The organism is Kordia jejudonensis (assembly GCF_001005315.1).
Classification (GTDB): Bacteria; Bacteroidota; Bacteroidia; order Flavobacteriales; family Flavobacteriaceae; genus Kordia; species Kordia jejudonensis.
Genome location: NZ_LBMG01000001.1, coordinates 46,824 through 71,725, shown reverse-complemented (window position 1 = coordinate 71,725; position 24,902 = coordinate 46,824). Strand labels below are relative to the sequence as shown.

The window sequence follows — 24,902 nt, the reverse complement described above, 5'->3', positions numbered from 1 at the left end:
TTTTGATTGCTTTATATGCTGAAATACAGGAAGATAAGCATGAATTGTTGCTGAGAAATAATCTAAAGTTATTTTCAAAAGAACATCAAGAACGGTTATTGCGTTACCGCAGATGGCAAGATTTGCAACTATCACTTTTGGGAAAACTACTCATTAAAGAAGGAATGAAATCGATATCGGAAACGACAGATTTTAAAAAACTCCGTTTTACGAAATATAAAAAACCATATTTTGAAAATACACCTGTACAATTCAATATTTCACATGCAGGACAACTTGCCATTGCGATCATTGCAGCAAATTACGAAACTGATATTGGAATCGATATTGAAAAAATACATCCCGTTTGTGTTCAAGACTTTGTTCCACAAATGACAACTTACGAGCAAGAAGTTGTGCTAAATGCAGTAGACAAGCAAAACGCATTTTTTAACTATTGGACACAAAAAGAAGCTGTAATCAAAGCACACGGCAAAGGTTTAGCGATTCCGTTAACATCGTTTGAAGTAAAAAATAACAAAGCACACATTGATGACCTCACATTTTTTCTCACTAAAATGGAAGTAAAAGATGGATATGTTTGTCATTGTGCAACACAAGAAAAAATAAACCGCGAACAATTCATCCTAAAGGAAATCAACATTAACCGATTTACAACAACATGAAACACCACTTTTTTATCATCTTATTCTTCTTCTTCAGTATACACGTATTTGGTCAAGAAAAACATACGTCGTTTGAGGAAGTAAACTCTTTGTACCCAAATAATACTTTTATAACACAACAAACGATACAATGGGGAAAGTTTACGGTGCCTGAAAATTGGGAAAACCCGCAAGGGAAAAAAATACAACTAGCAGTAGCAAAGCTCAAAAATACCTCCAATACTGCAAATGCAGAAGCCATTGTAATTGTTGAAGGCGGACCAGGCGCAAGTGCTGTAGAAGGTATTTGGTGGTGGCTAGAAAATCCGTTGCGAAAAAACTTCGATATCATTCTAGTCGATGCACGTGGAACAGGTTTTTCGGAACCAAGACTTTGCCCAGACTTAGGAAAAGAATTCTTTAAAATCTTAGCTAAAAATCAAACAGCAAACGAAGACGAACAGCAAAAAGTAGCAGCAGCATTGCAATGTCAAAGAAATCTCATTACCAATAATATAGATATAAATAACTATCATAGTATGGCAACTGCGAAGGACTTACATGCGCTAAAAAACCATTTTCAATATGCACAATGGAATGTATATGGCGTGTCGTACGGAACTTACGTTGTACAGGAATATGCCAAACACTTTCCTGCCGATGTACGCGCATTAATATTAGATTCGCCTATTGCCGAAATAGATAATTACTACACAAAAAATACGTCAAACTACATACAAAGTCTGGACAAACTATTTAGTATTTGTGAAAACAATCCAGAATGCAAAACGGAATACCCTAATTTGGAAGCTACTTATTATGCAACCATTGAAAAACTAAAGCAAAATCCAATCACAGTTAAAGTTGATAAAAATGTCATTGAAAGTGGCGAATTTACCTATAATGCAGAAGATTTTAAAGTTGCCATTCATCAAGCATTGTATCAATACAAATTAATTGAAGTATTGCCAATGCTCATTTATCAATTTCACGATGGTAATGAAGCTGCGTTAAGTGCGTTGGTAGCCGCTTTTTCAGGAGCTTTAAGTTTAGATTATGGCGCATATTACTGTAGTACGTGTGCTGAAACTATTCCAAACAATTCTTTGGAAGCCTACACACAAGATGTAAGCAAACAAACATCACTAAACGAAGGTTTATCGTTTTATCGTTCGGACTTTTTAGTGTGTCAGCAATGGAATCAAGGGCGACAACTAATGCAAAAATCTCTCGATACCATTCCCAAACAAATAAATGTGCCAATCTTACTATTTTCGGGAGGTTTTGATCCAATTACACCTTCGACAAATGCCGAAAAACTAGTCAAAAAACTGCCCAATGCCCAATGGATAGAAGCCAAAGCTTTTGGACATGCAGCTGGTTTTTCGCCTATCGGATTTCAAACGACAAATACCTTCTTGCAAAATCCTACAGCAGAACTAAACAACGAATTCGATCAACTAAAAGTTAGTTTCGTAAAAGGCGTTCACATCAATGGTGGCGTGGTAAATATGGGGAATAGTTTGCAAAACTTGGACATGGTTTTCTTGTTGCCATTGGTCATAGCGTTGGTCGTAATACTACTTGCCATTTTCGCTTACATATTATCCTTTCGCAAAAAAGAAAAAAGTCATAAACTCTATACAATTCTAAAAATACTATTACTAATTTCTTCTGTATTGGCTATTATTATCATTGCAGGATTCATCATTGCTATTCAAGACATATCAACACAAAACTTCTACGTACTTGTCTTTGGTCTGCCAGAAAAATATGCATATCTATTTAGTTTCATACTGCCTTTCATTTGTTGCATTGCAATCACTACAATCATTTTCTTTGCGGGAATTCGAAACATGAAAGACAGAAGTATCACATTTACAGTATTGTTTTCCAACATACTCTTAGCAATCTACTTATTTCATTGGGGATTCATATAAAAAAAGAAAAACGGCGGACTATCGTATTGGGAATATAGTAAATGTGTAATAAGCTGAGTTCGACGTTAAAAATTTAGTTCGATATTTTTCTTTTCCGAAGTATAGCAGGGATTTTCCGTTAAAAATTTTTGAAGCCTTGGAAAAAATTTAGGGAAATTCATGCGGTTTTAGTTTTTCCTTAAAAGAAAAACTAAAAATACCTCTGGAAAAGTTCCCTTTCTTTTGTTTCTTTTCTTTGGGAAAGCAAAGAAAATGAAAATAAAACACAGAAAATATGGTAATTAGCAGAGAGTTTTCATGCTTGATTATAAATAGGAATTGAATTACCTATATCGAACTGACGTTATGATTGTGTTTCTAAATACATTTCATCATACTATTGCGGGCGTGTCCGTAAACGGTCAGGCTTTCGGCAGTCGCTTCTCCAATCAAGTTGGAGAGAGCTTCAACAAATGCCTCAATCCTTCACGCAAATTCGTAAAAAATGACAACCAAATCAACAAATCAACGAATTAACGAATCAACAAATTGACAAATCTTCAAAACAACATCAATCCAACTTATCTGTTAACTTCATAAAAACTTTCTTCGGATCTTTATTCTGATACAAAATCGCGTATACTGCATCAATAATTGGCATATTGGTTTTCTTATCATTCTCCTGATTCAACAAATACGCACTATTCGTTGCATAATATCCTTCGGCAACCATGTTCATTTCCATTTGTGCAGATTTTACGGTGTAGCCTTTCCCAATCATATTTCCAAACATACGATTTCGAGAAAAAACAGAATAGCCAGTCACTAACAAATCGCCCAAATAAGCAGAATTATTAATGTTACGTTTCATCTTGTGTACTTTCTTAATAAAGCGTTTCATTTCACGAATGGCATTACTCATCAACACACTTTGAAAATTATCTCCATAACCCAATCCGTGTGCAATTCCTGCGGCAATAGCGTAAATATTCTTTAACATTACGGCATATTCAGTACCAATAACATCATCACTAATTTTTGTTTTAATATAACTGCTCGATAATGTATCGGCTATTTTTTGTGCCTTATCTTGGTCTGCACAAGAAATCGTTAAATACGATAAACGTTCCAACGCAACTTCTTCGGCATGACAAGGTCCTGCTATAACAGCAATATTTTCAAACGGCGTTTTATACACATCATGAAAATGCTCGCCTACCAACAATCCGGACTCTGGAATAATTCCTTTTACGGCAGAAACGATAACTTTATCTGAAATATCAGTAGTAAGTTTTTGCAATTCGCTATAAATAAAGGCAGATGGAATTACAAAAATCAACACATCAGCATGTGCTGCAATTTCATTAATATCATTGCTAATTTTTAACTTATCAATATTAAATTCTACAGAACTCAAATAGCTAGGATTGTGTTGCTCTTTCAGCAAATGCTCTTTTGTATAAACGCTTCGCATGTACCATCCGATCTCATCTAAATTTTCACATAACATTTTTACAATGGCAGTTGCCCAACTTCCAGCACCAAAAACAGCGTATTTTAATTCTTTATTCATAAAAAAAGATATCTATAATTCAAAAATACATAAAATATTGCTCTTATCGTACGCTTTAAAATCTAGGATTTACTTTTTTGGCACACGTTTTGAAAGTAGTTTCATATCAACTTTAAAATGATTGGCTTATGAAGACGCTAAAACTACTCTTATCGATTACACTATTTAGTACGCTATTGAGTTCATGCTACACAGAAGTATTAGTTGAAGATGCTATTATTGACGAACCAGGCATTAGCTTGGGGCAACTTTTAAACTCGTATGAACTTTGGTACGTAAATATCAATGAAACTACTGGAAACGGTGAAGTTCCTTTTTTACAACGTGCATTTACAGTTTCGTTTAGAAATGGAGTCTTATACGCAAACAATAATATCTCAGGAATTGGAAACAACGGAAATGGCTACGGAATTGATGTTGGTATATACGGAACCGATTTTACCTATGTAGACATTGATCATGATGTTGACGGATATTATCCATTACGTGTTGATCAGCTAGGTGTCAACAGAATCCGTTTGGTAGATACATCTACAAATACAAGCTATTACCTAACAGGATATCAGCGTTCAAACTTTGATTATGACTTTGTATTCTATGACAACATTCATTATCTATTACAGGAATTTACGGCATGGGAAAAAGTATATACCAGTCAAGCTGGAATGTTAAACGCGTTTGACGAAGAAAACTTTCTAACGTTTTTAGCTGGCGGAAATGACGATACCTTCCTTTCATCAAGAGATGCGGTTGGTACGCCAATTTCAAACTTACTATACGATTACGAAGGAATATACACTGTATACGACGTACCGAACAATCCGTATTCAAAAGTTTTAACATTAGATTATGATTATCTAGACAATGAATACTTTGAACTCAACGTTATAGATGACGGAACAATAGAGTTGTTTCACCCAGATTCGGGAACAACATACGAATTTGAAGGAAGAGGATACATTCAGTACTTACGACCTTCTACAGACGGAAGCTCCACAAAGTTGAAGCAGACCGACAAAAAACGTAAAAAGATAAAAAATAAAGTCTTCAACAAAGACGACTTTAAAAAATAATAAAGACATAAAGACTTTGGTTGGTTATTTAGTTTAGAAACAGTTTTCGCATTCGTGTGAAAACTGTTTCTTTTTTACTTCAACTTGAAAAGTTGAAGTAATTCCGTCGAAGGACGGAATCTTCTCAAGGTTTCTCAAATCATTCTAAATAGAGAGATATTCTTCAGGAGCAATATAAAAAAACCTGAAAAACGCATACAAAATAGCAAGTTGAACTAACTCCGTTCTTCAATGGAGTTTTTTGAAGCTATTTTTATTCGATTATAAAGCTTCATTATTCATCAAAAAGTATTTTGAAAAGTATACAAAAATGTAATTTAAAGAAACTTTTTGCACTACATCGTAAAGTTGTAGAAATAGCAGTGAATCTTTGTAGACTGCTTGATAATTCGTACTTTCACAACACAATAAAAAAACACAATAAATACTAATAAAAACAAAAAAATTATGGGATTATTTTCATTTATCAAAGATGCAGGAGCGAAACTATTTGGCGGAAAAACAACAGCAGAAGAAGCTGCCGAAGTTGCTGCCGAAAAAGCAGCTGAAGTTGCAGAAGCAGCCGCAAAAGCAAAAGCGGAAGCAGAAGCGTCCATCAAAGAAACAATTAGCGACTTAGACCTACACGTTGAAAACTTAGAAGTTTCACTAGAAGGCGATACCGCAATTATATCTGGAAAAGCACACGACCAAACAACCAAAGAAAAAGTAATTTTAGTCGTTGGAAATACACACGGAATTGCCATGGTTGATGACAGAATGGAAGTGGAACATGAAGAGCCAGAAGCACAATTTCACACAGTTGCTAAAGGCGATACACTTGGAAAAATTGCAAAACAATACTACGGAAATGCCATGAAATATCCAGTGATTTTCGAAGCAAACAAACCGATGTTGAAAGATCCAAACTTGATCTATCCAGGACAAGTATTACGAATTCCAGCACTAGACAACTAGTAAAAACAAGAAAAACTCCTCAAATTTGAGGAGTTTTTTTATGAATTAAAGTTAAAACCCTACAAAAAAGGGGAAAAGTCCCCTTGTTCCATACTACTAAAATCTCATAATATTGCCATCTAAATGCTAATGTCATGAGAAGTAAACGCGCATTAATTATTATTCCACTTTCTTTATTGCTCCTAATATTGATGGGAATTACTTCCTTTGCCAAACCACACAAACAAATTGTTGGCACATGGGTTTCGCAAACAAATCCAGATTACAAACTCGAATTTTCTAAAAACGGAGTATGCAAATATTACTATGTTGGTAAAGAATACAAAAAATGCGCATATCATATTTCTTCGGCATATAATAAAACAAATGAAAATCGTTCCCTAATCATAGAAATGTCTGATGAAAACGGAGAAATGTTAGATTATTACGAACTAAAAGATATGAACGAAAATAATAACGATATCTTAGTGCTGGGCGATATAGAAAAAGGAGAAGAATACCTTTATGATAAAGTATTAAACTAAGTTACTTCTTGTAAAAATTCATCAAATCAATATAATTCCAAACATGTTCAGGTAACAATGGTTTTATATTTTTCTGTTCTTTAATGGCTTTTCTAATAAACGTAGAAGAAATCTCCATAATTGGAGCGTTTACTTTATGTATTTTTGGATGATCTGTAAACTGATGTTCCACAGTTCCTTCTGAAATTCTTGGATATACATACACCTCATGATTTTCTAAAATCACTTCGTAGTTTTTCCACTTGTGCAAACTTTTCAAATTGTCTTCGCCCATAATAAGGCAAAACTCGTGTTGCGGATACTTTTCTTGTAAATGGGCTAACGTATGTACGGTATAATTGGGTTGTGGAAGTTTAAACTCAATATTACTTGGCTGAATTTTTGGATATTCTTCCGTAGCAATACTGACCATTTCATACCGATGATGATTGTCGAGCAATGTACTTTTCTTTTTAAATGGATTGTGCGGCGTAACCACCATCCAAATAGCATCTAAATCACTATATTCTGCCATATGATTGGCAATTGCCAAATGTCCAATATGAATCGGATTAAACGTTCCAAAATACAAACCAACCTTCATGTAATTATTCCTTTTCTAGTCCGATAAAATCAGCAACAATTTTTTCTGCTTCTGCTTTAGCATTTTCCAAATGATCATTCAGTATAATAACATCAAACTGTGGCGCAGTTGCCATTTCAACAGCCGCTTTAGAAACACGCATCTTTATCTTTTCTTCGCTTTCTGTTTTTCTGCCTTTTAGGCGAACAATCAAATCATTAATGCTTGGTGGCTCTACAAAAATAGTGATGGTTTCGTCGGGAAACTTTCGTTTAATACGCAAAGCACCTACAACATCAATGTCAAAAATCACATTTCGTCCTGCATCGCAAATACGATCAACTTCTGTTTGCAAAGTGCCATAATAATTTTCAGGATACACTTCTTCCCACTCTAAAAATTCTTTATTTTTAATTTTCTGTCTAAAATCTTTAGGAGACAAAAAATAATAATCTTTTCCATCCACTTCATTTCCACGTTTTTCGCGGGAAGCTGCCGAAATTGAAAATTCTAAATTGAGCTCAGGAATTCCTAATAAATGATGTACAATGGTGGTTTTTCCAGCACCAGATGGCGCCGCAAATACGATTAATTTCCCTCTTTTCATTACAGAACGTTTAACAATTGTTCTTTAATTTTTTCCAATTCGTCCTTCATTTGAACAACCAATTGTTGCATTGGCGCATAATTAGATTTTGAACCAATAGTATTAATTTCACGACCAATTTCTTGTGTAATGAAACCTAATTTTTTTCCGTTAGAATCTTTTGAATGTAATGACTTTGAAAAATAATCCAAGTGATTTGCCAAACGAACTTTTTCTTCCGTAATGTCAAACTTCTCTAAATAATAAATCAATTCCTGCTCAAAACGATTTTCATCAACCTGTTCTTTCAAATCATCCAATGCTTTACGAAGACGCTGTTTTACAGAAGCCATTCGTTCATCATCAATTTCAATAACATCATTCAACAAGCCTGAAATATTTCGCACACGTAGCAAAAAATCTTCTTCGAGTACTTTTCCTTCCGCAGTTCTATAATTGTTTAGTTCTTGAATTGCATGTTGCAATGCTTTCAAAATAACTTCATATTCGCGTTCGTCAATTTCTTCACGTTCGGTTTTGAGTGCATCAGGCATACGAACCGCCATTTGTAACAGCTCCACTGCTGAAGCGCTTGGCTCTATTTGGCGCATTTGGTTCATATATTCGGTAACAACCGCTTTGTTAACTACGGTAGACGTTTCTTCTGCAGTCACTTCTACATACAATGAAAAATCAATCTTTCCTCTCAACAAAGAAGAAGCAATTAACTTTCGCATCGACAGTTCTTTTTCTCTATAATAAGAAGGAATTCGAGCATTCAAATCCAAACTCTTACTATTCAGCGACTTTAATTCAATGGTAATTTTTTTTGACGGAAGTTGTTCTACAGACTTTCCGAAACCGGTCATAGACTTTATCATACGGCAAAAATAGTAAAATTACCGACATTGCTAAGATTTATCAAAAGCTATTCTGTATGTTTTCAGGACATTTTGTAAAATTATTTTTTGACTTTCGCCGAAATTTTTACAAAAAAATCTAACGATAAACACCGCTAAATCCTTCATTATATCTTTCGTTTTTTTATTTTTGACAAAACTACCGAATGCCTTTAATATTATTATCCATTGCACCAGCGCTCTTGATTATAATTTATATTTATTACAGCGATAAATATGATAAGGAACCGAAGCACTTGTTATTTATCTGCTTTTTATTAGGTGCAATTGGTAGTATCTTACTAGCTTCTGTCTCACATTTATTTGTCTCTCAGTATTATCCAGGAATAGACGATCAAATTATTTGGGTTCAATTTTGCAAAGCATTTATCGTTGTTGCCTTAGTTGAAGAATTCAGCAAATACATATTTGTACGCTATTTTGCGCAGCGACATAAAGAATTTGACGAACCCTACGATGGCATTATGTACGCCGTTATGGTTTCTATGGGATTTGCCGTGACCGAAAACTTAGCATACGCATTTCAAGGTGGCATTGAAGTTGCCTTGTACCGAGCATTTACAGCAGTTCCAGCACATGCAACCTTCGGAATCATCATGGGATATTACATGGGAAAAGCTAAATTTTCCAGAAACAGAGTAAAATACAACTTACTCGGATTGGCGTTAGCAACCTGTTTTCACGGAATATACGATTTCTTCTTATTCATCAATTACATTCCAGGAATCTCTATTGGAGCGTTTCTATCGTTAGCTGTTGGAATATTATTATCACAAAAAGCCATTCGGATTCATCAACAAAACTCACACTTTAAACCGAAGTAGCAAAACTCAACGCTTGTGCTTCCGTGTGATAAATTTGACCAAATTCAAAAAAACCAACATGCCCGCCGTACTTTGGCATTTCTAAATACAAATCATTATTGGCTTCAGCTTCTTTAATCGGATAACAATCTTGTGACAAAAAAGAATCATTCAAAGCGTTAATGATCAATGTTGGTGTTTTAATATAAGGCAAAAACTGCAACGAAGAACATTTGGTATAATAATCAATAGCATCTTTATAACCATGTGCTTTGGACGAATACAAATCGTCAATCTTTAACAAAGTATCCGCTTTTTTAATAGCTTCTAACTTCAATAACGATGGAAATGCGCGTTGTTTTTCTAGTAACTTTCCTTGCAAATGTTTAATAAAACGATTGGTATACAAACGATTTTCAAGTCTGTCCATCTGTTGCAATGAACCGTGTAAAGAACAGGGAACAGAAATGGCGATTCCGGCTTTCACTTCTTTCGGAACGCGAATAGGTTCACCTAAATACTTCAACAACATATTTCCGCCCAAGCTAAATCCTTTAATCACAATATGATTGTACTGAGTATGATTGTTCAACACATGCAAAACAACTTCACGCAAATCTTCTGTGGCACCAGCATTGTAAGAACGATACAAACGATTGGGTTCGCCACTACAACTTCTAAAATTCATCGCCAATGCGTCATAACTATTGTCATTAAACAACTTGGCAGATCGGGTAATATAGGCGCGTTGTGCATTTCCTTCCAAACCGTGAAGTAGAATAATCAACTTATTAGTTTTTTTCTTTGCGAAACTCCAATCCAAATCCACAAAATCACTATCACTCAAGGTAAGTCGCTCTCTTTTCTGTTCAATCTTTGCACCAGTTCTAAACAAACCAGAATATACTGTGGAAATATGACCATTTTTAAAAATAAGTGGCGGATCGTAATACGTGTTTAATATTGGCATGCTATTTTTGATAAAAAAAAATAAATATACAATGTATTTTAAAGAATTTGACATCCGTTGGAGTGATTTAGATGCAAATCGACATTTAGCGAACGCTGCCTACATAAATTTCATGAGTCATACACGTATGGGATTTCTCATTGAAAACGGTTTCACACAAAAAGAATTAGCCAAAAACAACATTGGTCCTGTTGTATTTTACGAACACATGTATTACTTCAAAGAAGCATTTCCAGGGAAACCTGTAAAAGTATCCTTGGAAATTGCAGGTTTAAGTGAAGACGGAATGTTCTTCGAATTTCTCCATAACTTCTATGATACAAACGGAAAAAACTTCGCCAGTTGTGAAATGATGGGCGCTTGGATCGATTTAAAAACACGCCAACTCATCGGTTTACCAGAAGGATTCAATGATGCTTTACGCAATGTACCTCGTGCAAAAACCTTCAAAATATTGACAAAAGAAGATACACGAAAATTCGGAAAGAAGCCTGAAAATTTGGAGTAACTATTTGATTTTGATCGATAATTATACTTTTACAAGAAAAAATAGGTTTTACTATAATATAAATACCAGGAATTCCTATTAAAGCTACTATTACATGTAATTATGAGAAAAATACTATTTGCAATTTTTATTTTAACTTCAATAACATCTTGTAGTCAAAATGTAGATAAGCTAGTCTCTGAAATTTCAGATAAAAATATTGTTGAATATGAACATGTCGGAATTGGAGGTTGGAAAGGACAAAATTATGTAAAATTTAAAGAATTAAGTAAAAGTGCAAATACCAATCAGTTATTAGAATTACTAGAACATAAAAATCCTGTAGTTGTCTGTTATGCAAGTTGGGCATTGATTGAACAGGAATACGAAGACTTACCTAAAATCTTTAAAACGCTAATTAAAGACGGTAGAATTGTTGAAACATTTTCCGGTTGTCTACTTAATAAAGATAAATTGTCGAGCGAATTTTATCATAGATACTGGAATTTAGTGAACATGAAAAAGGCAAAAGATGAAGTCCTTTATGAGCTAGATAAAATAATAATAACATCAGAAAACCCAAGTAAGTCATTGTTGAGTAGAGCTTTGGAAAATAGAATATATGATGACGATTTAAACGAAACAATTTATACATTAGGATTTAAAAAAGAATACATTGATGCAATATTTTACTTGTGTAATTGGCACAGGTCAGCATATAGTGATGAATTGCAATCGTTCATCATAAATGAATTAAAAACAACAAAATTTAAAGGTAGAAATTCATCAATATACTATAAACTTTTGGAGGAATTGATAAAATTTAATAATAAGGACTTACATGATTTTATCTTAGATAAATACAGATCAGATTTGCCAAATATTAATGAAATTGAACATTTTGTAAACCTTCTTGAGAGAAATAATATCTTCTAAGTAATAAAATTAGTGTCCGATAAAATTTTTGACATTTTCTTCTCAAAACCTTACTGTCAATGATTTTCTAGAAAAGCATTGATGAACAAGCATGCTTTTAATCAATCTTCATTAGAAATGAAAGTATTATTGGTAAGTGTAAAGTACATATAATTACAAGCTTTGTTTTTCAATCAGTTGCGAAATGAGTCTATGATCTAACAGCGCAGCGGTCTATAATCTTTTGTCTGACAATGGTGAAACACGAACCCTATATCTTCAAAAAAAATAGGTAACTATTTGATTGTTAGTCAAAAAAGAGTACATTTAAAATGCTAACTTTTATAAACTAACACCAAATCTACTCTAAAATGCGACTTTAAAAGCGAAGTTGCTTTGGTGACATAGAACGCTGTAAACACTTTGCATAGCATCGCTACGGAAAGTTTTTGCAAGGAACTAGGACGCCAAATGAACGAGCTTATATGTTGCATTTTAAAGTTGATTTGGTATAACATCAAAATTATGGAAAACATTGAAATTAATTGGCTAGCGCTTATCGCAGCTGCTTTGTCAACACTCGTAGTAGGATTTCTGTGGTACGGACCGCTATTTGGAAAAGCTTGGATGAAAGAAACAGGAATTACCGAAGCGCAAGCACAAAAAGGCATGCCAGTACGATTTGGACTAAGCGTACTACTTGCTTTCGTAGCAGTAGTTTTTATTTACATGACATCTGTTGTTACAGGTGGCGAACCAAATGATCCGCATGGACAAGAAAAATTCCTCACATTTGGTCACGGAGTTGTTCACGGAATCATAGTATCACTTTTCATTGTAATGCCAGCTTTGGTAACCAATGCTTTATTTGAGCAAAAATCATTCAAATACATGTTGATCAATGTTGGCTATTGGATAGTTACTTTTGCCATTATGGGCGGCATTGTCAATGCGTGGACATAATGTAAAAAAATAGAAGTTCGAGAGAACTTTAACTATAAAATATAGAATAGCTTATTAGCTAAACATGTCAAATCGAGCGCAGTCGAGATTCAATAAAGTAACGTTAGTTCAATTTAAAAATCAATAGTACGTTTGTTCTTTTCCGCAGTATAGCATGGATTTTTCGTTAAGAATTTTTGAATCCTTGGAAAAAATTTAGAAAAATTCATGCGGTTTTAGTTTTTCCCAAAAAGGAAAACTAAAAATACCTCTGGAAAAGTTCCCTTTCTTTTGTTTCTTTTCTTTGGGTAAGCAAAGAAAATGAAAATAAAATATGATTTTCAGTATTTTAAATTTCATATGGAAAGAGTTTACTATATTTTATTTAAATAACATTTATATCGAATTTAAGTTAAGATAAGAAATTTTCTACAATTATCGACAGTGCTTGAAGCGACAAGTGTTGATTTTTACATTGCTATCCTTTCCAAATTCCATTATTCAATCCAATAATATAAGGAATGCCACGAAACACGGAAATATCTATTCCTTTTCCACCACGACCATACGCTACCCAACGATTAAATCTGTAACGAAAAATTCCGTTATTAATTCCAATAACCCAAACGGTTCCATCTTGATCGCAAGTTATATTTTGTCCAATTCCTCCACCACGAAGTTCTATCCAGCCCATTCCATTTCCGCGCCAAATACTTCCATCTTCTGCAACAATATAAGGAATCCCTCGATGTGCAGCAATATCAATCGCTTTGCCATAACCAGGATACAAATTCCAATTGCGACCATCAAATGAAAACACATTATTATTTACGCCAATAAGCCACAATTGCCCATTATCACTATAAATTCGTTTTCCAAGTCCATTTCCAGGCATCGGAACCCAACCAGAACCAGTTCCTTTCCAAATACCATTATTCAATCCTATAATATACGGTGTGCCATTATGTACGGTAATATCAATCGCTTTTCCACGACCAGGATATTCTTGCCATTTTCGACCATTATATGAAAACACACTATTGCGCACGCCAATAACCCAAACGGTTCCGTTGTCATTGCAAATTGCAGTTCCTTGTCCGCCACCGCGCAATTGTTGCCAAGTTTGGGCATTTCCCAAAGTCACACAAAAAAGAAAGAATACTAAAGCACACGTAAATTTTTTCATAATAAAAATGTTAAATAATAAGTCTAAAAATACAAATTTAATGCCATTTGGAAATCATTACATTCAATCTTTAAAACAGAAACATTCGATATTGGTAAATTTTTAAAAAATTAGTTAAAAACATAAAGTAAGTTCGGTTTTAAAAAAACAAAAGAAAACGTTTTCGTAATAATTGCTATATAATTTTAAAAATAATTGAATTGCGTTTTTAATAAAATAAGTGTCAAAAATTGTCAAATATCAATTAAAAACACATTTAATTACTGATATGAGAAAAATGGCTCTCCTGTTTTCAGGATACAATCCTTGCTTCTATCTTAGTAGATTAAATATGGTCTAAAAACCCCTAAACAATTTGATGATGCTGAAAAAACAAGGTCTATACTTACCAGAATTTGAACACGATAATTGTGGCGCAGGATTCATATGTAGTCTAACAGGGAAACGTTCAAATGATATCATTCATAAAGCACTTGAAATTTTAGTAAAATTAGAACATCGTGGTGCAGTAAGCGCAGATGGAGTTACAGGTGATGGCGCTGGGATTTTAATAGACATTCCGCATACATTCTTCAAAAAATTTTGTGATTTCAAATTGCCAAATGCAGGCGAATATGCGGTAAGTAATGTATTTCTTCCGCAAAAAATAAATCAACGCGAATACTGTATTGAAATTTTTGAAAACGAAATAAAAAAACAAGGGTTACAATTAATTGGTTGGCGAAATGTACCTGTAAATAGTGACGTTTTAGGTAAAATTGCCAAAGAAACAGAACCATTCGTAAAACAACTATTTATTGGGAAATCTGACAAAAAACAATCGAATCAGGAATTCAACCTGAAACTATTTGCAGCTCGAAAAATTACAGAACATACCATATATAATTCCAAATTATCAGAGCAAAAGTTCTTTTATGTACCAAGCTTATCAACGAAAATTATCATCTTCAAAGGTTTGCTAAAGCCAGAACATATCAATGAATACTATCTAGATTTATTTGATGCCGATTTAGATACACGCTTGGCATTAGTACACCAACGATTTTCTACCAATACATTTCCAACATGGGATTTAGCACAACCTTTCAGATATATCTGTCATAACGGAGAAATAAATACACTTCGTGGAAATGTCTCACGAATGTTTTCTCGGGAAGAAATCATGGAAAGTCCTCTATTTGGAAACGATATCAAAAAAATAATTCCAACAATTTTAAAAGGAAAATCAGATTCTGCAACCTTAGATATGGTCGTCGAATTATTACTCATGTCAGGTCGCTCATTACCAGAAGCAATGATGATGTTAGTGCCAGAAGCGTGGGAGAAAAACCCAAACATGTCAGCGGCTAAAAAAGCGTTTTATGAATACAATTCTTGTGTCATGGAACCGTGGGACGGACCTGCTTCAATTCCGTTTACAGATGGTAATTATATCGGAGCCGTATTAGACAGAAACGGATTGCGTCCATCGCGATATACGGTAACAAAACACGGAAACGTAATCATGTCTTCAGAAACAGGTGTCGTAGATATAAAACCTGAAAACGTAGCCTTTCACGGTCGGTTAGAACCTGGAAAAATGTTTTTAGTAAACATGAATGAAGGTCGCATTGTAAACGATGAAGAAATCAAGGAAACCATTGCTGCAAAACATCCATACAGAAAATGGTTGAACGAAAACTTGGTGCATTTACGTGATATTTCAGCCAAAAAAGGACCGATCAAATACAACGAAATTGAACTCAAAAAACGGGAAGTTGTTTTTGGGTATACACAAGAAGATCTAAACACTATTATTCGCCCAATGGCACAATTGGCAAAAGAACCTATTGGTTCTATGGGAAGCGATACGCCAATTGCCATTCTTTCGGAACGACCACAACTTATCTACAACTACTTCAAACAACTATTTGCGCAGGTTACAAATCCGCCATTAGATGGAGTTCGAGAAGAATTAATCACAGATATAAGTTTGACGCTTGGAAGCGATATCAATCTATTCGATATCAATGCCGAACACTGTAAAAAGCTAAAAATTCAAAATCCTGTCATCTCAAAACACGATTTAGACAAAATTAGAAACTACGACAGCAATCCTAATTTCAAAGTAGAATCTATTTCCATGTTATACGAAGTAAATCGCGGACTGAACGAACTAGAAATTGCTCTAGAAAACCTCATGCACAAAGCGTCAAAAGCAATAGACAATGGCGCAAATATCATCATTCTATCAGATAGATATGTAGATGAAAAACATGCGCCAATTCCAGCATTATTAGCATGTTCGTACCTAAATCATGCATTGCACAAACTCAAAAAACGTTCAAAAGTAAGTTTGATTATTGAATCTGCCGAACCACGTGAAGTACATCACTTTGCTTTGCTATTTGGTTTCGGCGCAAGTGCTGTAAATCCGTATATCGTAAATGAAATTGTAGAAAAGCAAGTGCTTGATGGCGATATTACAGAATTAGAATACTTGGCGGCAATCAAAAACTACAACAAAGCGGTTGGAAAAGGAATTCTAAAAGTGATGAACAAAATTGGAATCTCAACGCTAAATTCCTATCGAGGATCGCAACTATTTGAATGTATCGGAATCAATTCGACGACAGTCAAAAAATACTTCCCAAACACACCAACACGTATTCAAGGAATTGGCTTGCGCGAAATAGAACAAGAAATCGTAAAACGTCATAAAAAAGCATTTCAAGTCAATGAAGTCAATGCCGACATTGAAGTTGGTGGCGAATACCGATGGCGACGCGGGCAAGAAAAACATGTATTCAATCCGTTAACGGTAGCCAAATTGCAAGAATCGGTACGTACCAATAAAGCGTCTACTTTTAAGGAATATTCAAAATTGGTAAACGACCAATCGAAAAGCTTGATGACTATTCGTGGTTTATTCGAATTTGACCAATACGATCCAATTCCCATTGAAGAAGTTGAACCGTGGACAGCAATTGTAAAACGCTTCAAAACAGGTGCCATGTCGTACGGATCTATCAGCAAAGAAGCACATGAAAACTTAGCAATTGCTATGAACCGAATTGGTGGAAAATCAAATTCTGGCGAAGGTGGCGAAGATCAAGAACGTTTCTACAAAAGCTCACAAGGCGATTGGAAAAATTCTGCCATCAAGCAAGTAGCTTCAGGACGTTTTGGTGTCACGTCAAACTATCTCACAAGTGCCAATGAAATTCAAATCAAAATAGCTCAAGGTGCGAAACCAGGAGAAGGCGGACAATTGCCAGGCGCAAAAGTAAATCCGCAAATTGCAAAAACTCGAAATTCTACACCGTATGTCGGACTCATTTCGCCGCCGCCACATCACGATATCTATTCTATTGAAGACTTATCGCAATTAATTTATGATGTAAAATCTGCAAACCGAGAAGCACGTATCAATGTAAAATTGGTCTCAGAAGTCGGTGTCGGAACAGTCGCAGCTGGAGTTGCCAAAGCAAAAGCCGATGTCATACTTATCTCTGGCTTTGACGGCGGAACAGGAGCTTCCCCACTAACATCACTAAAACATGCAGGATTACCTTGGGAATTAGGAATTGCAGAAGCACAACAAACCTTAGTCATGAACGATTTGCGCAATCGAGTGATCTTGGAATGTGACGGACAACTAAAAACAGGGCGCGATGTTGCCATTGCATGTTTGTTGGGCGCGGAAGAATTTGGCTTTGCAACATCGCCATTAGTAGCTTCCGGTTGTATCATGATGCGCGTGTGTCACTTAAATACCTGTCCTGTCGGAATTGCCACGCAGAATCCAGAACTACGAAAAAAATTCAAAGGAAAACCAGAACATGTGGTCAATTACATGTATTTCGTGGCGCAAGAACTACGAGAAATCATGGCGAAACTCGGATTCAAAACGGTCAATGAAATGGTAGGACAAGTGCAAAAACTCAACAGAAACAAAGCCATTGAACATTACAAAACATCTGGAATCGATTTAACACCAATTCTACACAAAGTAGAAGTTGCCAATGATGTAAAACTATACAATACAGAAACACAAAATCATAACTTAGAAACACACCTAGATTTCAAAATCATCAAGCAAGCACATCAAGCATTATTCAGAAGACAAAAAACGGATTTGAAGCTGAATATCACAAATATTGACAGAGCTGTTGGTGCGATTATAAGCAATGAAATCTCAAAAATATATGGCGCAGAAGGCTTGCCAGAAGATACGATCAATATCGATTTCAAAGGTTCGGCTGGACAAAGTTTTGGCGCGTTTGTCACCAAAGGAATTCGGATGACAGTTCACGGAAATACAAACGATTATTTGGGCAAAGGATTATCAGGTGGAAAACTCATTATCAAAGTTCCTGAAGTAGCAACTATTATTCCAGAAGATAATATCATTACTGGAAACGTAACGTTGTACGGCGCAACCTCAGGAGAAGTATACATCAATGGGAAAGCAGGAGAACGTTTCTGCGTGCGAAACTCAGGAGCAAAAGCCGTTGTAGAAGGAATTGGAGATCACGGATGCGAATATATGACAGGTGGAATTGCCGTAATTCTTGGAAAAGTAGGACGCAATTTTGGCGCTGGAATGAGCGGCGGAATTGCCTATGTATTAGATATGGATGAAACATTTATACAAAACTGTAATTCGGAAACTTTAAATCTTGATCCTATTACTTTAAAAGAAGATGAAACACAACTAAAACAACTTATCAAAAATCATCATGTAACGACTTCAAGTCCGTTAGCAAAACGCATCCTTGAAAACTGGGAAAACTATCTACCAAAATTCATAAAAGTATTGCCAGAAGAATACAGAAAAGCATTAGTACGATTAGCACAAGAAGAACTTCAAACAGCTTAACTCATGGGAAAAACAACAGGATTTTTAGAATACAAACGTCAGGATGAAGCATATAAAGTTCCAGCAGAACGTATCAAAAACTATAAAGAATTTACAACACCATTAAAAGAAACTGAACTTAAAAACCAAGGTGCACGTTGTATGGATTGTGGCATTCCGTTTTGTCACAGTGGTTGTCCACTCGGAAATCTCATTCCAGACTTTAATGACAAAGTTTACAAGGGGAAATGGAAAGAAGCAGCAGAAATATTGCATGCAACCAATAACTTCCCAGAATTTACAGGTCGTTTATGTCCTGCGCCATGCGAAGAAGCCTGTGTGTTAGGTATTAACTCAGATCCAGTAAGTATTGAAAATATTGAAAAAAACATTGTAGAAACCGCTTTCACAGAAGGCTGGATTATTGCAAAACCACCAAAAGTACGCACTGAAAAAACGGTGGCAATTATCGGTTCAGGTCCAGCAGGTTTGGCAGCAGCACAGCAACTCAATCGTACAGGTCATTCAGTCACTGTTTTTGAACGTGATGAAAAAGTTGGCGGACTATTGCGCTACGGAATTCCAGATTTCAAAATGGAAAAACACATCATTGACAGACGTGTACAAGTTTTACAAGAAGAAGGAATTACGTTTAAAACAAACGCGCATGTTGGTGTAAACGTTCAAGCAACTCAACTCAAAGAAGACTTTGATGCCATTTTACTTTGCGGCGGCGCAACGATCAAAAAAACCATTCCCATTGATGGAATTGACGCAAAAGGCGTTTACCAAGCAATGGATTTCCTAAAACAAAACAATCAATATGTAGACGGTTTGCGAAACTTTGAAGATATCATTTCTGCAAAGGGCAAAAAAGTAATTGTCATTGGTGGTGGCGATACAGGTTCAGATTGTATCGGAACGAGCAATCGTCACGGTGCAATTTCGGTTACAAATTTTGAAATCTTAAACAAACCAACAATTGGTCGTCCTGCGCATCAACCGTGGCCATATTGGCCCATGAAACTCAAAGAAACATCATCACATCAAGAAGGTGTCGAACGTTTTTTTAGCATTTCCACTAAGAAATTTATCAGTGATGCTAACGGAAATCTCACAGGTCTAAAAACCGTTGAGGTCGAATGGATTTTCAAAGACGGCGAACGTCCACAACTCAACGAAATTCCAAACACTGAACAACATTGGGAGTGCGATTTAGTATTGCTCGCTTTAGGTTTTGCAGGCGCAGAAAAAACATTGGCAGAAGCTTTTGAACTCGACATGGATTTTAGAAGTAATATCAAAGCGACTACAAAAAACTATGCCACCAACCAGTCAGGAATATTCACGGCTGGCGACATGCGCAGAGGACAATCGCTCATCGTTTGGGCAATCTCAGAAGGTCGCCAAGCGGCACATCATGTAGACGCTTTTCTAATGGGGAAATCGAATTTGCCATTGAAAGATGATAGTGATTTGCCGAGAGTATGATTATTAAATAATATAGAAAAGACATATAAATCTTACTTTTTTCTTTGATTTCATAAGAGATTGTTTTAGTTTTCAATTTGACTAAATTCATGTGAAAAATGAATTTGGAAATTTTTATTATGAATACGTTGTGCAACATTAAAATAAACTATGGGATTTGATAAAACTGTAGCAGAGAACGCTCTAATATCTTGTGGTAGGCATTGTTGTCTATGTCATAAATTTTGTGGGACTAAAATGGAACTCCATCATATAAACCAGAAAAAGCATGGTGGAGATGATTCTTTCGATAATTGTTTACCATTGTGTTTTGATTGTCATTCAGATGTTATGACTTATAATCCTGATCATCCAAAAGGAAAAAAATATACTTTTTCGGAGTTAAAACGACATAGGGCAAATTGGTATGATAAAGTTAAATTTAGTGAAGGAACAAAGGTTACTAAATCTAATTATTTAAATCTAGATATGAAAACATTTGAAAGGTTAAATGAACTTTTAGATAGCAAAAGTCTGATGTGGTTTATAAAAAATAATGGTTTCATTTCTGGACCATTTCCTGATAAAATATATACTGATGTTTACAAATTTATACTTGAATGTGATTTGCCTGAATTTGAGTTTATTGATGCAGATTTGGAAGGAATCAAATCAGAACTTTATGATGATTTTAAATTATTAGATAATTTAATCTCAAAGTACACATTTACTGCAGGCCCAAATAGACAATCTATTCCTAGAGAATGGGAAATGAAATTTCCAGAAAAGCTAGAGAATGCTATTTTAGACTTTCAAAGAATAACACCTATCATTTCAAAGAATTATGAATCTCTAATAAAATTAGCAAGACGAAAATTATATTCTGACTAAAAAACGCTAACAAAACAACATTTAGTGGTATTTGTAATGATAAGCGATTATATATAATCTTCCTCAGGTTTGTAATTTTTTGCTAAACGAAGTATGCGTTAATTATTAATAAATTCGAAAATGGTAATAACAAATGAACAAACGAAAGATACTAGGCAATATCTACATTGACTCTTATCCGTGGTTGAGTTAATCAACTAAATTCCCTGCAAACACAGAAAAAACCAACAACATTTTTCAACAATACATTAGGAATCTAAAAAAACTTTTACAATATTTGGTATAACAAATGAACAAACAAATTATAAATATCATTTCTATTAATGTCATTGTGATTCGCTCACAACGATAAGGAATGTGTATAAAAATTTAACTATAAATTGTAAAGCTTTCCTATAAACGGAAAGCTTTTTTTATTTCAACAAACAACAAACAACAAACAACAAACAACAAACAACAAACAACAAACAACAAACAACAAACAACAAACAACGAAAAATAAACAAAAAAATGAACAAAACCATAATCAGCATTATCGTCATTATCATTATAAACTCCACCTGAGTTGATACGATTTGCTGTATAAAAATAGAAAGCCTGTATCAATTGCGATACAGGCTTTTTTAGTGAAACTCAATTTTGAGAAGCCCAAAAGGCGCACTCAAAGTTGCAAGTTGAACTAATCCCGTTGAAGAACGGGATCTCGTTTTGAGAATATTTAAGGTTGGAGAAAAAACTATAAGTTAAATTATTCCCACTGAAGAGCGGAATCCCATAAAAAACCAAAAATCAATCGAAAAGATGAAAAATAACGAACAAATAACAAAAAACACAGTAAAAAAAGCAAGTTGAACATTGTATTTGATAAAATGTAAATAGTTAAAAATCAGTTTAATAAACAAATAAATTAACAATTGGTTTTAGGGAGAATATCAAAACAGAACACACAAAAAAGGACAATAAAATTAAATTCGAATCATAATAACAATAAACATGTATTATACAAAAGACAGTATCATCTACCACAACGGTACATTTATGCATCCAGAAAAGGCCTCTGGAAACCTATACAGTCAGGCATTACACTACGGAAATGGTGTTTTTGAAGGAATCAGAGCGTACAAAACTAAATTTGGTGCAAAAATCTTCAAAGCAACCGAACATTACGAACGCCTAAAATATGGCGCTGAAGTTATGGGAATTCCGTTCAATCACACAATTGAAGAATTAGTTGACATTACCTATAAATTACTAGAAAAAAATAAGCTGCAAGACGCATACATTCGTCCAATACTGACAACCGGAGCAAACATGAGTCTTCTAACTTCGGACGAATCAACACTTACCATCCAATGTTGGGAATGGGGAAAATACATGGGCGACAAACTTCTCAAAGTAAAAACGTCTCGCTTTGAGCGTCCAAATCCAAAATCGTGTTTTGTAGAAGCAAAAATTACAGGACACTATACAAACTCAATTCTATCAACAAACGAAGCTAAAAATGCGGGATACGATGAAGCCTTACTCTTAGATATGAACGGAAACGTAGCCGAATGTTCAGGTGCCAATATATTCATGGAAAAAGATGGAAAACTCTACACGCCAAAACGCGGACACATCATGGCAGGAATTACACGTTCCACCATCATTGAAATTTGCAAAGAAGTAGGTTTATCAGTAGAAGAAAAACAATTCACACTAAACGAATTAAAACAAGCAGATAGCGCATTTTTCACAGGAACTGCCGCAGAAGTAGTTGGATTGGCGTCTTTAGACGAATATACATTTCCACTTTCGTGGGAATCGTCTCTGGGTTACCAACTTATGAAACTATACAAACAAGAAGTGCTTTGCGAACGCGCTAAAAAACTATCAAAAGCAGGATGAACAACTTGAACAAATACAGTAAAACAGTCACGCAAGATCCTACGCAACCAGCGGCGCAAGCTATGTTGCATGCAATTGGTTTGACGAAAGAAGACTTTTTCAAACCCATTATCGGAATTGCAAGTACAGGTTACGAAGGAAATCCGTGTAACATGCACTTAAACGATTTGGCAAAACTGGCAAAACAAGGAACTAAAAATGAAGATATTGTCGGACTCATCTTTAATACGATTGGTGTAAGTGACGGAATCTCCATGGGAACACCAGGAATGCGTTATTCGTTGCCTTCGCGAGACATCATTGCCGATTCCATGGAAACGGTTGTGCAAGCCATGAGTTACGACGGATTAATCACAGTTGTTGGTTGTGACAAAAATATGCCTGGTGCATTAATGGCAATGATTCGTCTAAATCGTCCAAGTATTTTAGTTTATGGCGGAACAATCGATTCTGGCTGTCACAATGGAAAAAAATTGGATGTTGTTTCTGCGTTTGAAGCTTGGGGAAGCAAAGTGGCTGGAACTATGGACGAAACAGAATATCAAAACATTGTTGAAAAAGCATGTCCTGGTGCTGGCGCTTGCGGCGGAATGTACACCGCAAATACTATGGCTTCTGCAATAGAAGCGTTAGGAATGACCTTGCCTTTCAATTCGTCAAATCCAGCGTTGAGCGATGCCAAAAAACAAGAATCTGTTGCAGCGGGAGAAGCGATGCGAGTACTCCTAGAAAAAGATATCAAACCATCGGATATCATCACGCGAAAATCACTTGAAAATGCAGTTCGATTGGTCACAATTCTTGGAGGATCAACCAATGCAGTATTGCATTTCTTAGCAATTGCGAGAGCTGCACAAATTGATTTCACACTCAAAGACTTTCAAGAAATAAGTGATACAACGCCTTTTCTAGCAGACTTAAAACCTAGTGGAAAATACTTAATGGAAGATGTTCATGCGGTTGGTGGAATTCCTGCCGTATTAAAATATCTCCTTAAAAAAGGATTACTACACGGCGATTGTATGACGGTTACAGGAAAAACGATTGCTGAAAACTTATTAGATGTTGATGATTTAACGGAAGGTCAAGATGTGATCAAACCCATTGAAAATCCAATCAAAATATCTGGTCATTTACGCATGTTGTACGGAAACTTAGCAAGTGATGGAAGTGTGGCAAAAATAACAGGAAAAGAAGGATTAAAATTCTCTGGAAAAGCCAAAGTTTTTGAAGGAGAATACGAAGCAAATGACGGAATCCGTGATGGAAAAGTAGAAAAAGGCGATGTCGTTGTCATTCGCTACGAAGGACCAAAAGGTGGACCAGGAATGCCAGAAATGCTAAAACCAACAGCGGCAATTATGGGCGCAGGTTTAGGAGAAGATGTCGCACTCATTACAGACGGACGCTTTTCAGGAGGAACACATGGTTTTGTGGTCGGACACATTACACCCGAAGCACAAGAAGGTGGAACACTCGCATTAGTAAAAGATGGAGACATAATTACAATTGACGCAGAAACGAACTCAATACAACTTGAAGTCTCTGATTCAGTACTTCAAGAACGAAGAAAACAATGGAAAGCACCAGAACTCAAATTTGAACGCGGTGTACTATACAAATATGCAAAAACAGTTTCATCGGCATCCAAAGGTTGCGTAACTGATGAATTCTAATTAGAATTCATCATTCCCACGAAAGTGGGAATCTCATAAAAAACGATTTGTCATTCCTGCGTAGGCAGGAATCTCAT

Annotated in this window: 20 protein-coding genes; 14 read left to right on the top strand and 6 right to left on the bottom strand. The window is 35.2% G+C overall.

The window, feature by feature from the left end; genetic code table 11:
- Positions 1-2 precede the first annotated feature (2 nt).
- Together AA089_RS00265 and AA089_RS00260 are read left to right on the top strand one after the other, a co-directional pair.
- On the top strand, positions 3-665 hold the full coding sequence (locus tag AA089_RS00265) for a 4'-phosphopantetheinyl transferase family protein (protein WP_053002139.1): 663 nt from the start codon (positions 3-5) through the stop codon (positions 663-665).
- Positions 662-2,584 carry an alpha/beta fold hydrolase gene (locus AA089_RS00260; RefSeq protein ID WP_046754900.1) on the top strand — a complete coding sequence of 641 codons (1,923 nt, stop codon included), beginning with the start codon at positions 662-664 and terminating at the stop codon, positions 2,582-2,584. Before AA089_RS00265 ends, AA089_RS00260 begins: the two co-directional genes overlap by 4 nt.
- Positions 2,585-3,134: 550 nt before the next feature.
- Here AA089_RS00260 and AA089_RS00255 read toward each other — a convergent pair.
- Complete coding sequence (locus AA089_RS00255) at positions 3,135-4,136, bottom strand: NAD(P)H-dependent glycerol-3-phosphate dehydrogenase (protein ID WP_046754899.1); 1,002 nt, start codon at positions 4,134-4,136, stop codon at positions 3,135-3,137.
- A 128-nt stretch (positions 4,137-4,264) separates the two neighbouring features.
- Between AA089_RS00255 and AA089_RS00250 the strand changes: the two genes are divergently transcribed.
- From AA089_RS00250 to AA089_RS00240, 3 genes are all read left to right on the top strand, one after another.
- Positions 4,265-5,209: a hypothetical protein gene (locus AA089_RS00250; RefSeq protein ID WP_046754898.1), complete on the top strand. Its 945-nt coding sequence runs from the start codon at positions 4,265-4,267 to the stop codon at positions 5,207-5,209.
- Positions 5,210-5,656: 447 nt separating this feature from the next.
- Entirely contained in the window at positions 5,657-6,166 is a 510-nt protein-coding gene (gene lysM, locus AA089_RS00245) for a peptidoglycan-binding protein LysM (protein WP_046754897.1), read from the top strand.
- A 134-nt stretch (positions 6,167-6,300) separates the two neighbouring features.
- Positions 6,301-6,690 (top strand): hypothetical protein, encoded by a 390-nt coding sequence (locus AA089_RS00240; protein ID WP_046754896.1) that lies wholly within the window; start codon positions 6,301-6,303, stop codon positions 6,688-6,690.
- Between the two features lies 1 nt (position 6,691).
- Here the strand turns inward: AA089_RS00240 and nadD are convergent, their stop codons facing one another.
- The 3 genes from nadD to AA089_RS00225 are packed head-to-tail and all read right to left on the bottom strand — an operon-like array spanning position 6,692 to position 8,719.
- Positions 6,692-7,273, bottom strand: coding sequence for a nicotinate (nicotinamide) nucleotide adenylyltransferase (gene nadD, locus AA089_RS00235; RefSeq protein WP_046754895.1), 582 nt, complete (start codon positions 7,271-7,273; stop codon positions 6,692-6,694).
- A gap of 4 nt (positions 7,274-7,277) precedes the next feature.
- A complete protein-coding gene (gmk, locus tag AA089_RS00230; RefSeq protein ID WP_046754894.1) occupies positions 7,278-7,859 on the bottom strand; it encodes a guanylate kinase in 582 nt (193 codons plus the stop codon).
- Positions 7,859-8,719 carry a YicC/YloC family endoribonuclease gene (locus AA089_RS00225; RefSeq protein WP_046754893.1) on the bottom strand — a complete coding sequence of 287 codons (861 nt, stop codon included), beginning with the start codon at positions 8,717-8,719 and terminating at the stop codon, positions 7,859-7,861. The genes gmk and AA089_RS00225 overlap by 1 nt, the downstream gene beginning before the upstream one ends.
- 185 nt (positions 8,720-8,904) lie before the next feature.
- Here AA089_RS00225 and AA089_RS00215 point away from each other — a divergent pair, with 185 nt between their 5' ends.
- The gene (locus tag AA089_RS00215) at positions 8,905-9,582 is read left to right on the top strand and encodes a PrsW family intramembrane metalloprotease (protein WP_046754891.1); all 678 of its coding nucleotides are present in this window, start codon (positions 8,905-8,907) and stop codon (positions 9,580-9,582) included.
- On the opposite strand, the gene AA089_RS00210 is transcribed toward AA089_RS00215, so the two are convergent.
- Complete coding sequence (locus AA089_RS00210) at positions 9,569-10,531, bottom strand: YheT family hydrolase (RefSeq protein WP_046755008.1); 963 nt, start codon at positions 10,529-10,531, stop codon at positions 9,569-9,571. The two genes, AA089_RS00215 and AA089_RS00210, sit on opposite strands and share 14 nt — an antisense overlap.
- Positions 10,532-10,562: 31 nt before the next feature.
- Between AA089_RS00210 and AA089_RS00205 the strand changes: the two genes are divergently transcribed.
- The 3 genes from AA089_RS00205 to AA089_RS00195 all read left to right on the top strand — a co-directional run bounded on the left by AA089_RS00205 (position 10,563) and on the right by AA089_RS00195 (position 12,896).
- Positions 10,563-11,039 carry an acyl-CoA thioesterase gene (locus AA089_RS00205; RefSeq protein WP_046754890.1) on the top strand — a complete coding sequence of 159 codons (477 nt, stop codon included), beginning with the start codon at positions 10,563-10,565 and terminating at the stop codon, positions 11,037-11,039.
- A gap of 102 nt (positions 11,040-11,141) precedes the next feature.
- Positions 11,142-11,954: a hypothetical protein gene (locus AA089_RS00200; RefSeq protein ID WP_046754889.1), complete on the top strand. Its 813-nt coding sequence runs from the start codon at positions 11,142-11,144 to the stop codon at positions 11,952-11,954.
- Positions 11,955-12,458: 504 nt separating this feature from the next.
- The gene (locus AA089_RS00195) at positions 12,459-12,896 is read left to right on the top strand and encodes a DUF1761 domain-containing protein (RefSeq protein ID WP_046754888.1); all 438 of its coding nucleotides are present in this window, start codon (positions 12,459-12,461) and stop codon (positions 12,894-12,896) included.
- A gap of 457 nt (positions 12,897-13,353) precedes the next feature.
- Here the strand turns inward: AA089_RS00195 and AA089_RS00190 are convergent, their stop codons facing one another.
- The gene (locus AA089_RS00190) at positions 13,354-14,061 is read right to left on the bottom strand and encodes a hypothetical protein (RefSeq protein WP_156168841.1); all 708 of its coding nucleotides are present in this window, start codon (positions 14,059-14,061) and stop codon (positions 13,354-13,356) included.
- A 358-nt stretch (positions 14,062-14,419) separates the two neighbouring features.
- Here AA089_RS00190 and gltB point away from each other — a divergent pair, with 358 nt between their 5' ends.
- The 5 genes from gltB to ilvD all read left to right on the top strand — a co-directional run bounded on the left by gltB (position 14,420) and on the right by ilvD (position 24,825).
- Positions 14,420-18,922 carry a glutamate synthase large subunit gene (gltB, locus tag AA089_RS00185; RefSeq protein WP_046754886.1) on the top strand — a complete coding sequence of 1,501 codons (4,503 nt, stop codon included), beginning with the start codon at positions 14,420-14,422 and terminating at the stop codon, positions 18,920-18,922.
- Between the two features lie 3 nt (positions 18,923-18,925).
- Positions 18,926-20,392 carry a glutamate synthase subunit beta gene (locus tag AA089_RS00180; protein WP_046754885.1) on the top strand — a complete coding sequence of 489 codons (1,467 nt, stop codon included), beginning with the start codon at positions 18,926-18,928 and terminating at the stop codon, positions 20,390-20,392.
- 150 nt (positions 20,393-20,542) lie between these two features.
- Positions 20,543-21,262: an HNH endonuclease gene (locus AA089_RS00175; RefSeq protein WP_046754884.1), complete on the top strand. Its 720-nt coding sequence runs from the start codon at positions 20,543-20,545 to the stop codon at positions 21,260-21,262.
- Positions 21,263-22,255: 993 nt separating this feature from the next.
- The gene (locus AA089_RS00165; RefSeq protein ID WP_046754882.1) at positions 22,256-23,149 is read left to right on the top strand and encodes a branched-chain amino acid transaminase; all 894 of its coding nucleotides are present in this window, start codon (positions 22,256-22,258) and stop codon (positions 23,147-23,149) included.
- Complete coding sequence (gene ilvD, locus AA089_RS00160) at positions 23,146-24,825, top strand: dihydroxy-acid dehydratase (RefSeq protein WP_046754881.1); 1,680 nt, start codon at positions 23,146-23,148, stop codon at positions 24,823-24,825. The genes AA089_RS00165 and ilvD overlap by 4 nt, the downstream gene beginning before the upstream one ends.
- Positions 24,826-24,902: the final 77 nt, after the last annotated feature.

What these genes read in the sequence shown, in the direction of transcription:
- AA089_RS00215 (WP_046754891.1), top strand. Translation starts at nt 8,905, where the DNA reads ATGCCTTTAATATTATTATCCATTGCACCAGCGCTCTTGATTATAATT.
- AA089_RS00195 (WP_046754888.1), top strand. Translation starts at nt 12,459, where the DNA reads ATGGAAAACATTGAAATTAATTGGCTAGCGCTTATCGCAGCTGCTTTG.
- AA089_RS00210 (WP_046755008.1), bottom strand. Translation starts at nt 10,531, where the DNA reads ATGCCAATATTAAACACGTATTACGATCCGCCACTTATTTTTAAAAAT.
- AA089_RS00200 (WP_046754889.1), top strand. Translation starts at nt 11,142, where the DNA reads ATGAGAAAAATACTATTTGCAATTTTTATTTTAACTTCAATAACATCT.
- AA089_RS00240 (WP_046754896.1), top strand. Translation starts at nt 6,301, where the DNA reads ATGAGAAGTAAACGCGCATTAATTATTATTCCACTTTCTTTATTGCTC.
- AA089_RS00175 (WP_046754884.1), top strand. Translation starts at nt 20,543, where the DNA reads ATGGGATTTGATAAAACTGTAGCAGAGAACGCTCTAATATCTTGTGGT.
- lysM (WP_046754897.1), top strand. Translation starts at nt 5,657, where the DNA reads ATGGGATTATTTTCATTTATCAAAGATGCAGGAGCGAAACTATTTGGC.
- AA089_RS00225 (WP_046754893.1), bottom strand. Translation starts at nt 8,719, where the DNA reads ATGATAAAGTCTATGACCGGTTTCGGAAAGTCTGTAGAACAACTTCCG.
- AA089_RS00260 (WP_046754900.1), top strand. Translation starts at nt 662, where the DNA reads ATGAAACACCACTTTTTTATCATCTTATTCTTCTTCTTCAGTATACAC.
- AA089_RS00255 (WP_046754899.1), bottom strand. Translation starts at nt 4,136, where the DNA reads ATGAATAAAGAATTAAAATACGCTGTTTTTGGTGCTGGAAGTTGGGCA.
- gltB (WP_046754886.1), top strand. Translation starts at nt 14,420, where the DNA reads ATGATGCTGAAAAAACAAGGTCTATACTTACCAGAATTTGAACACGAT.
- gmk (WP_046754894.1), bottom strand. Translation starts at nt 7,859, where the DNA reads ATGAAAAGAGGGAAATTAATCGTATTTGCGGCGCCATCTGGTGCTGGA.
- AA089_RS00205 (WP_046754890.1), top strand. Translation starts at nt 10,563, where the DNA reads ATGTATTTTAAAGAATTTGACATCCGTTGGAGTGATTTAGATGCAAAT.
- ilvD (WP_046754881.1), top strand. Translation starts at nt 23,146, where the DNA reads ATGAACAACTTGAACAAATACAGTAAAACAGTCACGCAAGATCCTACG.
- AA089_RS00250 (WP_046754898.1), top strand. Translation starts at nt 4,265, where the DNA reads ATGAAGACGCTAAAACTACTCTTATCGATTACACTATTTAGTACGCTA.
- AA089_RS00165 (WP_046754882.1), top strand. Translation starts at nt 22,256, where the DNA reads ATGTATTATACAAAAGACAGTATCATCTACCACAACGGTACATTTATG.
- nadD (WP_046754895.1), bottom strand. Translation starts at nt 7,273, where the DNA reads ATGAAGGTTGGTTTGTATTTTGGAACGTTTAATCCGATTCATATTGGA.
- AA089_RS00180 (WP_046754885.1), top strand. Translation starts at nt 18,926, where the DNA reads ATGGGAAAAACAACAGGATTTTTAGAATACAAACGTCAGGATGAAGCA.
- AA089_RS00190 (WP_156168841.1), bottom strand. Translation starts at nt 14,061, where the DNA reads ATGAAAAAATTTACGTGTGCTTTAGTATTCTTTCTTTTTTGTGTGACT.